The 12,336-nt window shown below is 70.4% G+C and carries 10 protein-coding genes; 7 read left to right on the forward strand and 3 right to left on the reverse strand.

Annotated features, from left to right (window positions below):
• Positions 1-74: 74 nt before the first annotated feature.
• Both JOF44_RS00955 and JOF44_RS00960 read left to right on the forward strand, forming a co-directional pair.
• The gene (locus JOF44_RS00955; protein WP_209886239.1) at positions 75-1,352 is read left to right on the forward strand and encodes a sensor histidine kinase; all 1,278 of its coding nucleotides are present in this window, start codon (positions 75-77) and stop codon (positions 1,350-1,352) included.
• Complete coding sequence (locus JOF44_RS00960; protein ID WP_209886242.1) at positions 1,349-1,969, forward strand: response regulator; 621 nt, start codon at positions 1,349-1,351, stop codon at positions 1,967-1,969. The genes JOF44_RS00955 and JOF44_RS00960 overlap by 4 nt, the downstream gene beginning before the upstream one ends.
• 30 nt (positions 1,970-1,999) lie before the next feature.
• Here JOF44_RS00960 and JOF44_RS00965 read toward each other — a convergent pair whose 3' ends face one another.
• Together JOF44_RS00965 and JOF44_RS00970 are read right to left on the reverse strand one after the other, a co-directional pair.
• The gene (locus JOF44_RS00965) at positions 2,000-2,881 is read right to left on the reverse strand and encodes a formyltetrahydrofolate deformylase (RefSeq protein ID WP_209886245.1); all 882 of its coding nucleotides are present in this window, start codon (positions 2,879-2,881) and stop codon (positions 2,000-2,002) included.
• Between the two features lie 87 nt (positions 2,882-2,968).
• Positions 2,969-5,164: an MMPL family transporter gene (locus JOF44_RS00970; protein WP_209886247.1), complete on the reverse strand. Its 2,196-nt coding sequence runs from the start codon at positions 5,162-5,164 to the stop codon at positions 2,969-2,971.
• 108 nt (positions 5,165-5,272) lie between these two features.
• Between JOF44_RS00970 and JOF44_RS00975 the strand changes: the two genes are divergently transcribed.
• The 4 genes from JOF44_RS00975 (at position 5,273) to JOF44_RS00990 (ending at position 10,010) form a co-directional block, all read left to right on the forward strand.
• Complete coding sequence (locus tag JOF44_RS00975) at positions 5,273-5,875, forward strand: MarR family transcriptional regulator (RefSeq protein WP_209886249.1); 603 nt, start codon at positions 5,273-5,275, stop codon at positions 5,873-5,875.
• Positions 5,876-6,152: 277 nt separating this feature from the next.
• Positions 6,153-7,412, forward strand: coding sequence for an aspartate aminotransferase family protein (locus tag JOF44_RS00980; RefSeq protein WP_209886251.1), 1,260 nt, complete (start codon positions 6,153-6,155; stop codon positions 7,410-7,412).
• Positions 7,412-8,620 (forward strand): ectoine hydrolase, encoded by a 1,209-nt coding sequence (gene doeA / locus JOF44_RS00985; protein WP_209886254.1) that lies wholly within the window; start codon positions 7,412-7,414, stop codon positions 8,618-8,620. Before JOF44_RS00980 ends, doeA begins: the two co-directional genes overlap by 1 nt.
• Before the next feature lie 13 nt (positions 8,621-8,633).
• Entirely contained in the window at positions 8,634-10,010 is a 1,377-nt protein-coding gene (locus JOF44_RS00990) for an NAD-dependent succinate-semialdehyde dehydrogenase (protein ID WP_209886257.1), read from the forward strand.
• Between the two features lie 249 nt (positions 10,011-10,259).
• Here JOF44_RS00990 and JOF44_RS00995 read toward each other — a convergent pair whose 3' ends face one another.
• Positions 10,260-11,375 carry a site-specific integrase gene (locus JOF44_RS00995; protein WP_209886260.1) on the reverse strand — a complete coding sequence of 372 codons (1,116 nt, stop codon included), beginning with the start codon at positions 11,373-11,375 and terminating at the stop codon, positions 10,260-10,262.
• Positions 11,376-11,843: 468 nt separating this feature from the next.
• Here JOF44_RS00995 and JOF44_RS01000 point away from each other — a divergent pair, with 468 nt between their 5' ends.
• Entirely contained in the window at positions 11,844-12,062 is a 219-nt protein-coding gene (locus JOF44_RS01000; protein WP_245348803.1) for a helix-turn-helix transcriptional regulator, read from the forward strand.
• Positions 12,063-12,336: the final 274 nt, after the last annotated feature.

A 12,336-nucleotide genomic window follows, 5' to 3' on the forward strand; every position in this document is an offset into this window, starting at 1 on the left:
GTCGCCGGGGGATCCACCGATCAGAGGATGCCCGGGCCCTGGTGGGTTCGACCGGGACGGGGAACACTGGGTCCATGGCCATGCTCCCTGCCCCGGCGGTCCCGCGGACCGGCCCCGGACCGGGCCCCGAGCCCGATCTCGGGCCCGGGACCGGTGCGTCGTCCGTGCGCCCCGCCCCGGAGCAGGGCCCGCTGGGCGAGAAGCTCGAGGTGTGGATGCCCCCGGTGCTGCTGCTGGTGTCCTGGTCCGTGGGGTGGATCGCCTCGCGCACCTGGATGACCGGCGACCTCATCCTGTGGGCGCTGGGACCGACGCTGCTGCTCCTTGCGCTCCGGGCAGCGCTGGAGAGGACCCGGCGAGCCGGCGGGCCGGGATCGCGCCCGCTGGAGCTGCTCTACGCCCTCCACCTGGTCCTGGTCGCCGTCGCGATCCTGCTGAACCCGATGAGCTGCATCTACGCCTTCGTCGGCTATCTCGATTCGGGACGCTTCCTCAGCGGGGGTCGCGCCCGCGCCGTGGTCGTGGCGACGGCGCTGCTGAGCGCCGTCGGGCAGGTGGGCGGGATCGGGGTCGTGGCCGCGGAGACGTGGTTCTTCGTGGGGCTGGCCGCGGTGAACCTGCTGATCGCTCTGGGGATGATGCACCTGGCGGGGGAGCGGGAGCGGATCCTGGACGAGCGCGAGCAGGCGCTGGCCGAGAACGACCGGGTCCACCGGGAGAACTTCCGTCTGCACGAGCAGCTGATGGCCGGAGCGCGCCGGGCCGGGGCCGGCGAGGAGCGGGACCGGCTCTCGCGGGAGATCCACGACACCGTCGCCCAGGGCCTGGTCGGGGTCATCCGCCAGCTGGAGGCGGTCGGGCCCGTGGACGATGCGCCCTCGCGGCAGCGCCTCGAGATCGCCGAGGAGGCCGCCCGCGACTGTCTGCTCGAGGCCCGACGGGCGGTCGAGGCGCTCGGGCCCCACCAGCTGCACGACGCCGACCTCGTCGAGGCGCTGTCCGCGCTGGTGGCCCGCTGGGCCCGGACCCACCGCGTGGTCGCGACCCTCGATGCCGACGACGCGCCGCGGGAGGCGCGCCACGGGGACGTGCTGGTGCGCGTCGCCCAGGAGGCGCTGGCGAACGTGGCCCGTCACGCCGGGGCGCGGACGGTCACGGCGACCCTCTCCGTCGAGGAGCGCATGGTCCTCCTGCGCATCGCCGACGACGGCCGCGGCGTCGATCTGGACGCCGTCGAACGCGGCCACGGCCTGGCCAACATGGCCGAGCGCACCCGCCGGGTCGGCGGGGATCTCGACGTCACCTCGGCCGTCGGCCGGGGCACCACGGTGACGGCGAGGGTGCCGCGATGAGCCCGGTGCGGGTGGTGGTGGTCGATGATCATCCGGTGGTGCGCGACGGACTGGTCGCGATGCTCGGGTCCGAGGAGGACATCGAGGTGGTCGGCACCGCCGGGGACGGCGCCGAGGCGATCACGGTGAGCGATTCGGCCGGCCCGGACGTGGTGCTGATGGATCTGCGGATGCCGGGGACCAGCGGGATCGAGGCGATCCGGACCCTGCGCCTGCACGGGCGCACGACCCCACGGATCCTGGTGCTGACCACGTACGACACCGACCGTGACATCCACGGTGCGCTCGAGGCGGGGGCCGACGGCTACCTGCTCAAGGACACGCCCCGCCAGGAGGTGGTCCGGGCCGTGCACGATCTCGCCGCAGGCCGTGCGGTGCTGGCGCCCGCAGCGCTCGCGGCTCTGACCGGGAGCCGCGCCGGACGCATCGTCCTCAGCGCGCGGGAGGCCGAGGTGCTGCGCCTGGTGGCCGACGGCTGCACGAACCGTGCGGTCGCCTCCCGGCTCGGGATCGGCGAGGCCACGGTGAAGACGCACCTGATGCACATCTACGACAAGCTCGGGGTCGGCGACCGGGCCTCGGCGGTGCGCACGGCGTGGGAGCTCGCTCTGGTCTGAGCGGGCGGAGACCGCGGAGACGGAGCGCGGTCAGCGGAAGATGACGGTGCGAGCCCCGTCCAGCAGCACCCGCGACTGCGCGAACCAGGCGACCGCCTGGCGCAGCGTGCGCACCTCGGCGTCCTGGCCGATCGCCATCAGCTCCTGCGGGGAGCGGGTGTGGTCCACCCGGATCACGTCCTGCTCGATGATCGGGCCCTCGTCGAGATCGCTGGTGACGAAGTGCGCGGTGGCCCCGATCTGCTTGACGCCGCGGGCATGTGCCTGGCGATAGGGATTGGCGCCCTTGAAGCCCGGCAGGAACGAGTGGTGGATGTTGATGCAGCGCCCGGACAGCTCCGCGCACAGCTCGGGGGAGAGGATCTGCATGTACCGCGCCAGGACCACGAGCTCGATGTCGTGCTCGTCGATCGCCGTGCGCACCCGATCCTCGAAGGCCGCCTTGGCCCCGTCGCCCTGGGTGGACAGGTGCTCGAAGGGGATCTCGTGGAATCTCGCCAGGGGCTCGAGGGTGGGATGATTGGCCAGGATCAGCGGCACCTCGATGGGGAGGTGGCCCGCGTCGACCTGGAACAGCAGGTCGTTCAGGCAGTGCTTGGCGGTGGAGCCGAGCACGAGGGTGCGGACGGGGCGTCCCACCACATCCAGCCGGTGCTCGATGCCGAAGCGCTCGATGACCGGCGCGAGGGCCGCGGCGATCTCCTGCGTCGAGGCGCCGGTGGTCAGCTGCAGACGCATGTAGAAGCGGTGGGTGCTGCCGCTCTCGAACTGGCGCGACTCCGTGATGTTCCCGCCCACCTCGACGATCGCGCCGGTGACCGCGTGGACGATCCCGGGGCGGTCCTCGCACACGAAGGTGAGGACGTACTCGACGGCGGGGGCGGGGGTACCGGTGGGGCTCGGACTGCTCATGCCGGGATTCTAGGAGCCTCCGGGGCGCGGGCACCGATCTGCCCGCATACCGGGGCCGGGCGGAGGGCGCACATCACGTCGGCACCCTCACGGCGAGCCTGTGCGCCACAGTCGGGAGGGCCACCAGATGGCCTTGCCGACATCGAGAGCGAGCGCCGGGACCAGCAGGGTGCGCACCACGAAGGTGTCCAGCAGCACTCCGAAGGCGACGATGAACGCGATCTGGGCGAGGAACAGGATGGGGATCACCGCCAGCGCGGCGAAGGTGGCGGCCAGCACCAGTCCGGCGGAGGTGATCACCCCGCCCGTGACGGCCAGCCCGCGCACGACGCCCGCTCGGGTCCCGTGCCGCCGAGATTCCTCGCGCACCCGGGTCATGAGGAAGATGTTGTAGTCGATCCCGAGCGCGACCAGGAAGACGAATCCGTACAGCGGCACCGCCGGATCGGCCCCGGGGAAGTCCAGGACGTGCTCGAAGACCAGCGCCGCGACCCCGAGCGCGGTGCCGAAGGACAGCACGGTGGTCGCCACCAGCAGCACAGGGGCGAGCAGCGAGCGCAGCAGCAGCATGAGGATCACGAGGATCACCGCCAGCACCACGGGGATGATCAGCGTGCGGTCGTGGACGGAGGCATCGTTGGTGTCGATCGAGGTGGCGGTCACTCCGCCCACGATCTCCTCGAACCCCTCCTGGTCCAGAGCCGCGCGCAGGTCGCGGACCGTCCGTTCGGCCGCGGCCGAATCGGGCGCATCGGTGAGGGTCCCCTGGACCAGGACCCTCCCCTCGACGACGGTCGGGTCCGCGGCGGGCGTCCCCGGCGGGCCCTGCGCGCCGATGCCGTCGGCGGTCACCGGGGCGGAGCCGCTGGGGGAGTCCGCCGCGACCACGGAGACGGAGGCGATGCCGTCCTCGGCCAGCAGCACGTCGGCCGTGGCCTGGAGGTCCTCCTGATCGACGATGACCTGCACGGGGCTGCCGGCTCCGGCCGGGAAGTGCTCGCCGAGCGCCTCCTGCCCGGCACGGGCGGAGGAGGAGCCGAGCACCAGATCCGACTGCGGGACCCCGTCGGCGTCCAGCGAGAGGGCACCGACGCAGCCGGCCGCGAGCACCAGCGCGGTGAGGATCCACAGCGGTCGCGGACGACGGGAGACCGCTGCGGCGACCCTGCCCCACCCGCCGCCGTCCGTCCCGGAGGCGTCCTCGGCGGCCGGTGCGGGGTCGTACCGCGGGCGGCGCGGCCAGAAGGCGGCGCGACCCGCGGCGTACAGCAGGGCGGGCAGGAACGTCAGCGCCGCGAGCATCGCGAAGGCGATCCCGATGGCCGCGACCGGCCCGAGGGTGCTGTTGGACTTCAGCTCGGACAGCAGCAGGCACAGCAGGCCCGCGATCACCGTCCCTCCGGAGGCCAGCACCGGCTCGACGGTGCCGCGCAGGGCGGAGACGGTGGCGGCCCACGTGCTCTCCCGGTGACGCAGCTCGTCGCGGTAGCGGGCGACGTACAGCAACGAGTAGTCGGTGGCCGCGCCGATGACCAGGATGAACAGGATTCCCTGGGTCTGCCCGCTCAGCAGCAGGATCCCGGCGCTGGCGAGGTGCCAGATCACCAGCAGCGCCGCACACAGGGCGAACAGGGAGGTGGACAGCACCATCAGCGGCAGCAGCAGGGAGCGGTAGACGATGATCAGGATGACCAGCACGGCGGCCAGCGCCACCCCCAGCAGCAGGAAGTCGATCCCGGCGAAGGCCGCGGCGAGGTCGGCCGAGAACCCGGCGGGTCCGGTCACGGACGAGGTCAGGCCCTCCGGCAGGTCGGTGGCCAGCTCCTGCTCGAGCTGCTCCACGACGGCGCCGATGTCGGCGTCGGCGTCGATCGGGACGAACACCTGGGCCGCCCGGGAGTCCTCGGAGACGATCGGCGGGGAGACCTCCTCGATCACCGCCTCGAGCGCGGAGAGCTCCTCGGCGGCGTCGGTGAGCGCCGTGACGTCCTCGTCGGAGAGCTCGCTCTCGGAGGTGACCACGATGATCGCGGGGATCGCCTCGGAGCCCGTGAACTCCTCGGCCAGCGCCTGGACCTCCGTCGCCTCGGCCGAGTCCGGCAGGTAGGCGGTGCGGTCGTTGGAGGAGACCTCGTCGACCCGCCCGAAGTACGGCCCGCCGATGCCGGCGGCACCCAGCCAGATCAGGATCAGCAGCGCGGGCAGGATGATGCGCAGAGCCCGCGGCACGCGGGGCACGGGCCGGCGATGGGTGGGGCCGGATGACCCTGCGTGGTCGGTCATGGAGGGATCCTTCGGGCGAGGGGTGCGTCGCGGACAGTCTGCCATACATTGCTAGCTTGGCGAGATATATGGACGGTGTGATGCTTCCGGGCGGCTATCATCGCTCCCATGAGCCACCAGGAGCAGGAGCAGCCCGCGGAGCCCCCCTCGCTGCCGGCGGTGTACAGCCTCGCCGCGAGTGACCCCGAGGCCGTCCTGGTGGACCGGACGGGTCTCTCGGAGCGGGACCTCCTCCAGATCGACGCCCTGATGGCCGCCCTGGGGCAGCTGCGCACGGCGGAGAAGGAGCTCGCCGGCGCCTCGCTGCGGTACATGGATCTCGGGGAGACCGACATGCGGGCCCTGCACTTCCTCATCGCCTGCGAGAGCACCGGGGCCCTCGCCACCCCCAGCGCGATCTCGCAGGCGCTGGAGATCTCCACCGCCTCGACCACCAAGCTCCTGGACCGCCTCGAACGGGCCGGGCACATCCGGCGCCGTCGGCACCCCTCGGACCGCCGCGCCCTCGTGATCGACATCGAGCCCGTCACGCGCGAGGCGGCGATGCGCACCGTCGGCGCGCAGCAGGCGCGCCGCGTGCTCGCCGTCCGCCGGCTGAGTCCGGCGCAGCGCGATGTCGTCATCGGCTTCCTTCAGGACATGGCCGCGGAGATCTCGGTCGCCGGGGTGGACTGGGCCGCGCAGCCGGGGGAGTCCGATGGCCCGATCTGAGCGTCGTCCGCGCGGGGGGAGGCGTCTCCGGCCCGCGCTCGCACGGGCGTGCGGGCAGGCCGTCCAGAGGCTGCACAGAGCGGTGACCTACCGATCGGTCGGATACGTGACCTGCATCGGGACACGTGTCCAGACCTCCCGGCGATGGGGATCTTGACGGAGTGCGACACGGAAGGTGAAAGTCGGCATAACGGCTCACTCTTGCCAGACGAGGCGATCTTCGCTATGAGGGCCGGGCATGGAGATCGGGTCGCCTTCCACCGTAGAGAGGTCTCCCATGGACACCACTGTTTTCGAAGCACACGAATCCGAGATCCGCGGCTACTGCCGCAACTACCCCACGGTGTTCGCCTCGGCCTCCAACGCGCGGCAGGTCGATGAGGACGGCCGCTCGTTCATCGACTTCTTCGCCGGCGCCGGCGTGCTGAACTTCGGGCACAACAACCCCCGGATGAAGGAGGCCCTGATCGACTTCATCCAGGCCGACGGCATCACGCACAGCCTGGACACCTACACCACCACCAAGCGGGACTTCGTCTCCCGCTTCCACGAGGTGGTCCTGGCCCCGCGCGGCATGGATCACCGGATGCAGTTCATGGGCCCGACGGGGTCCAACGCGGTCGAGGCGGCGATGAAGCTCGCACGCAAGGCCACCGGCCGGCGACAGATCGTGGCCTTCAGCCACGGGTTCCACGGCATGACGCTGGGTTCGCTCGCGGCCACCGCCAACGACGCCTTCCGGCAGTGGTCCGGGGTGCCGCTGGAGAACATCCACCGGCTGCCGTTCGAGACCGCTCCGGGCGGGGACACGGCGCTGGCGGAGTACCGGGAGGCGCTGGCGGACCCCTCGAGCGGGCTGCTGGCCCCGGCGGCGTTCCTGATCGAGCCGATCCAGGCCGAGGGCGGCGTCAACGTCGCCAGCAAGGAATGGCTGCACGAGGTCCAGGACCTCGCCCGCGAGGTCGGAGCCCTGGTGATCTTCGACGACATCCAGGCCGGCATCGGCCGCACCGGCAGCTACTTCTCCTTCGACGGGATGGGTCTGGACCCGGACATCATCACGCTGGCCAAGGGCCTGGGCGGCTTCGGCACCCCGATCGCCATGAACCTCAACAAGCCCGAGATCGACGATCACTGGTCGCCCGGCGCGCACACCGGCACCTTCCGCGGACCGGGCCTGTCCTTCGTCGCCGGTGTCGTGGCGCTGGACTATTTCACCGATGACTCCTTCCTCGACGACGTCCGGGCCAAGGGCGAGCGGCTGCGTGAGCGTCTGGTGAAGATCGTGGAGGCGAACCCCGATCGGGGCTGGGAGGTCCGCGGCCGCGGCATGATCCAGGCCCTGGACACGGGCGACGGGGCCTTCGCCAAGCGCGTCCAGAAGGAGGCCTTCGACGCCGGGCTGCTGATCGGCCCCTGCGGGAGCGGGGGGCGGGTGATCAAGCTGATCCCGCCGCTGACCATCCCCGAGGGCGATCTCACCGAGGGACTGGACCTGCTCGAGCAGGCCATCGACGCGGCCACGAGGGCTCTCTGATGCGCCGCCGGTCCGATATGACGTTCGAGCCCGAGGAGTACGAACGTCGTGTGCGGGAGCTGCGGGAGCGCATGGTCCAGCGCGAGCTGGACGCCGTGATCATCACCGATCCCGAGAACCTGATGTACCTCACGGACCACCAGACCACCGGGTACTCCTTCTTCCAGGCCCTGATCGTGCCGCTGGAGGCGGACGCGGTGATGATCACCCGTGCGCTCGAGGAGTCCAACGTGATCGCGCGGACCTGGGTGGAGCACTCCCGGCCCTATCCGGATACCGGGGACGCGATCCTCGAGCTGGTCAGCACCCTGCGGGATCTGCGGCTCAGCGACTCCCGGGTGGGCTATGAGCGCAACAGCTACTACTTCCCCGCCTATCAGCAGGATCGCTTCCACGACGCCTTCGGCGAAGGCCTGGTGGACTGCTTCGGCATCGTCGAGGAGGGGCGGATCCGCAAATCGCCCGCCGAGATCGACGTGATGCAGCTCGCGGCGTACGCCGGTGAGGCCGGGATGGCCACGGGGCTGCAGGCGGCGGTGGCCGGGGCCACCGAGAACGAGGTGGCCGCCGCCATCACCGCCGCGATGTTCCGCTCCGGCGGGGAGTTCCCGGCGGTGCTGCCGTATGTCGCCTCCGGTCCTCGCTCGATGATCGGCCATTCCACCTGGGAGGGCCGCATGATCCGTCCCGGAGAGCACGTGTATCTCGAGGTGGGCGGGTGCTACCGCAGGTACCACACCGCCCTGATGCGCACCGCGGTCAACGGGGCGCTCTCGGACTCGATGTACTCCGCGCAGGAGCTGATGAAGCACACGCTGGCGGAGCTGCGCAGCCTCATGAAACCGGGGGTGACCGTCGCCGAGGTCGACCGGCTCGCCCGGTCGATGATCGAGAGCAACGACGTGGGCGCCCAGCTGGTGACCCGCGCGGGCTACTCGATCGGCATCGCGTTCCCACCCTCCTGGGACGAGGGCTACATCCTCTCCCTGATGGACGGGGACGACCGTCCGCTCCAGGAGGGCATGACCCTCCATGTCCTCCCGTGGATGTGGGGTGTGGACGGCAACAAGACCGTCGGCATCTCGGACACCGTCCGCATCACCGAGGACGGCTGTAAGTCGTTCTTCACGTTGCCCGAGGACTTCACCGTCCACGAGAGCTCCGCCCGTTCGTTCCCGACCCCCGCCGCCGTCCCGCACGGCTTCTGAGAGGAGCGGCCTCATGACCATGCTGACCGCCATCGACCCCACCACCGGCGCCGTCGTGCGCGAGGTGCCCGCCGCGACGCCCGCGGAGATCACCGAGATCATCGACCGCGCCGAGGTCGCCTACACCTCCTGGAAGGAGCACACCCTCGCCGAGCGCGCCGAGGTGCTGCGTCGCGTCGCCACCTATATGCGCGAGCACACCGAGGAGCTGGCGCCGCTGATGACCGAGGAGATGGGCAAACCCATCGGCGAGGCGCGGGGGGAGGTGGGCAAGGCCGCCTGGGCCGCCGAGCACTACGCCGAGCACGCCCCCGCGTACCTGGCCGACGAGCATCTCGACTCCGACGCGACCTCCTCCTACGTCCAGTACCTTCCCCTGGGCCCGGTGCTCGGGATCCTGCCCTGGAACGCCCCGTTCTGGGTCGCGTTCCGCTTCTGCGCCCCGGCGCTCATGGCCGGGAACACCTGCGTCATGAAGCACGACCCCCACGTGCCGGGCTGCGCCGCCGCGCTCGAGGAGGTGTTCCGGGCCGTCGGCGCCCCCGAGGGAGTGTTCCAGACCCTGCTGGCCCGGACCGAGGACGTCGAGCAGGCGATCCGCGATCCCCGGATCCGGGCGGTCTCCTTCACCGGCTCCGACCGGGCCGGGGCCCAGGTCGCCGCGATCGCGGGCAGCGAGATCAAGCCCGCGGTGCTCGAGCTCGGCGGCTCCGACCCCTGCATCGTGCTGGCCGATGCCGATCTGCCCAAGGCCGCGGAGGTCTCGGCCCTGTCGCGGATCATCAACGCCGGCCAGTCCTGCATCGCCGCGAAGCGGGTGATCGTGGAGCGCTCCGTGCACGATACGTTCGTGGAGCTGCTGGCCGCGCAGCTGCGGGACCTGGTGGTCGGCGATCCCCGCGATCCGGCCACGAAGGTGGGGCCGATCGCCCGCGAGGAGCTGCGCGAGAGCCTCCACCGGCAGGTCACCTCGAGCGTCGAGGCCGGGGCCACCTGCGTGCTGGGAGGCGAGATGCCTCAGGGCGAGGGCCTCTTCTATCCGGTGACCCTGCTGACCGGCGTGGAGCCGGGGATGGCCGCCTGCACCGAGGAGACCTTCGGGCCGATCGCCGTGGTGATGGTGGCGGAGGACGCGGAGCACGCCCTGGCGCTGGCCAACGACACCCCCTACGGTCTCGGCGCCGCGATCTGGACGGACACCGAGCGCGGGGTGGAGATGGCCCGACGCATCGAAGCGGGACAGGTCTCGGTCAACGGGATCGTGAAGTCGGATCCGCGGTTGCCCTCGGGCGGGATCAAGCGCTCCGGCTACGGCCGGGAGCTGGGGCCGCACGGCATCCGGGAGTTCACCAACGCCCAGCAGATCTGGGTGGGGCCCGCCAAGGCCTGACTCGCGCCGACCCGGAGGACGGGGAACGCGAAGCACCCTCCCGCCTGGTGCTCCAGGTGGGGGGGTGCTTCGTCTCGGTCGGGCTGACAGGATTTGAACCTGCGACCCCATGACTCTGCGCCAATCAAGGTTTGATGTCCTGGTAGTGCGGAGAACGTGCAGGCAGTTGACGGTTGTGTGCGCTCGGAGACTTCACGGAGACTCCCGGATGTGACCGCCAAATCCCGCCCCTTGCGGTCACCTTAGCGGTCACTTCTCGAAGATTCCGGCCGCCGCAGAGACCACAGCCTCGGTGCTCGTCACGGCCGTGTACCGCTGCCGGTTGACCGCCGCCGTGTGGCCGAAGAGCCGGGTGCGGGTCGCCTCGGGAAGCACGTCGTACAGCAGCGTGTTGTTCGTGGTGCGCCAGGAGTGCCCCCGCTCGTACTCGAACATCTCGATGTGGAGCTGCTCGGCGAGCTCCCGGTAGAGCGCCGCGAGCTTCCGATCACGGTTGCGGGGGTCCCAGACCTTCGCTTGGTCAGTCGGCGAAGGGAAGAGCCACGGACTCCCAGAATCCAGCCGCGTCGCGAGACGCTTACTGACCGCGGGAGCAAGGACAGGTACTGGACGGCCCGTACGCGTCTTCGTGGCATCCGGGGGCAGTTCGACGATGAAGGTGCCGGAGGCGTCCACGTGGCAGTCCTCCGTGGGCCTCATGCACAGCTCGGAGGTGCGGAGCCCCGTCGTCGCTTGCGCGAGCACGATGTCGATGCATGCGGCCCGCTCGATCACCCGTTGCTCCCGCGTCCACCGTCCGCGCTTCGGCGCTTCCACATCCTCCGGGTCGGCGGCGAGTAGGTACTCGATGGCCGCGCGGTACTGCTCCGCGGTCAGCGCCCGCCCGCCCCGCGAGTATGCCGGCCTCTTGGCCCCGGACAGGTCGAGGTCCAGATCCATGAGGGGGTTGTACTCGATCACCTCGTCCACGCGCAGCGGTGCCGCCAGGTACTTCTTCGCCACCGTCTTCGCATGCTTCGCGTTGACCGCACCGTGCAGTCTCCCGATCTCCTCCAGACACGAGGTCAGGGCCCGGGGCCGCATCGCCTCTCGCAGCGAGAGACCGGCCAACGCATGGGCGTGCTTGCATGCCTCGTCTCCGCACTCGCCGCGCAGTAGCCGGTAGGCCAGCTCGTAACGTCTCGTGGTGCTGTCGGCGAGACGCTCAGCACGAATAGCCGGGAGGGTGACCGTGTCCAGATAGTCGAGGGTCTTGCTGGTGCCCTTCCATCCACCGTCGCCGGAACCACTCAATAGGTCTGCAGCCCTCGCCCTCGCTCGAGCCCTGACCTTGCCCTTCGCCGGCCCCTGGGTGAGCGGGCGCATGAGCCGTCCGCTATGAAGCCGAATCGACCAACGCATAGCGAAACCGTCGCGGTACGGGAATACCTGAGCCCTGTCGATGCTGTGTTCCCCGGGTTCCAACCTGGTGGTCGCGGCTCGGGACATGCTCCCATCTCCTCTCGTCGTCCACATCAGCCTAAGCCGCGATCGTCGTCGGCGTAGTCCCCCTGTACTGAACCCGCCGGGAGATCAGCAGTCCGCGAGCAGGGAGATGAACGGTCCGCTGACGAGGAGATCAACTGCCCGACCACAGGGAGATCACTCCATCCCGTCACATGGCACTCCGCACGGGTCCGGAGCAGCTTGCACCAGGAGGACTTCGCGTTAAGCACCATGATCCCTGCTGTGCCCGCCGTTACCTCTGCGACATGTCCCGTGAGTCCTCGCCCCCGCCCACTGATGGGAGCACGAGGGGCCGAGTCGCGGCCCCAGTAAGATCCGGAGGACATGATGCCCCGCAAGACACAGCCCCGCGAGGGTGCGACGATCGACGACCTGCTCACCGCCCGCGAAGTGGGAGAGATACTCGGGCTCTCCGCAGGCACACTTGCGAACTGGCGGAGCCTCGGGATCGGCCCCACCAACTTCAAGGTCGGCGGGCGCGTCAGGTACCGTGCTTCAAGCGTCAACGACTGGATCGCAGAGCAGGAGCACGACGCCGTCGGCTGAGCGCCACCCGTCGGGCCGGTACTCAGTGGCGAACTGGACCCCCTTGGACGTCCCGGCGGCACTGATCGATGAAGGCCTGGGTCGTGTGGGGCCGAGGGGCAGGATGCGTGCTCTGCTCGCTCCGGCCCGAGGACTCGGAGGGAGATGCCGTGGGTGCAGAGCTCGAAACCACGTCCCCGTATATCCCTGCGATCAGCCCCGAGGACGTCCAAAGCGTCGGGAACCTCCTGACATCCAGTAGGTCCGCAGAGACGCGCCGCTCCTACGCCTCCGC

This window comes from Brachybacterium fresconis, assembly GCF_017876515.1.
Taxonomy (GTDB): domain Bacteria; phylum Actinomycetota; class Actinomycetes; order Actinomycetales; family Dermabacteraceae; genus Brachybacterium; species Brachybacterium fresconis.

Bases quoted from the DNA above. Each gene is read 5' to 3' on its own strand.
- JOF44_RS00955 (WP_209886239.1), top strand. From the start codon at position 75: ATGGCCATGCTCCCTGCCCCGGCGGTCCCGCGGACCGGCCCCGGACCG.
- JOF44_RS00960 (WP_209886242.1), top strand. From the start codon at position 1,349: ATGAGCCCGGTGCGGGTGGTGGTGGTCGATGATCATCCGGTGGTGCGC.
- JOF44_RS00965 (WP_209886245.1), bottom strand. From the start codon at position 2,881: ATGAGCAGTCCGAGCCCCACCGGTACCCCCGCCCCCGCCGTCGAGTAC.
- JOF44_RS00970 (WP_209886247.1), bottom strand. From the start codon at position 5,164: ATGACCGACCACGCAGGGTCATCCGGCCCCACCCATCGCCGGCCCGTG.
- JOF44_RS00975 (WP_209886249.1), top strand. From the start codon at position 5,273: ATGAGCCACCAGGAGCAGGAGCAGCCCGCGGAGCCCCCCTCGCTGCCG.
- JOF44_RS00980 (WP_209886251.1), top strand. From the start codon at position 6,153: ATGGACACCACTGTTTTCGAAGCACACGAATCCGAGATCCGCGGCTAC.
- doeA (WP_209886254.1), top strand. From the start codon at position 7,412: ATGCGCCGCCGGTCCGATATGACGTTCGAGCCCGAGGAGTACGAACGT.
- JOF44_RS00990 (WP_209886257.1), top strand. From the start codon at position 8,634: ATGACCATGCTGACCGCCATCGACCCCACCACCGGCGCCGTCGTGCGC.
- JOF44_RS00995 (WP_209886260.1), bottom strand. From the start codon at position 11,375: ATGCGCCCGCTCACCCAGGGGCCGGCGAAGGGCAAGGTCAGGGCTCGA.
- JOF44_RS01000 (WP_245348803.1), top strand. From the start codon at position 11,844: ATGCCCCGCAAGACACAGCCCCGCGAGGGTGCGACGATCGACGACCTG.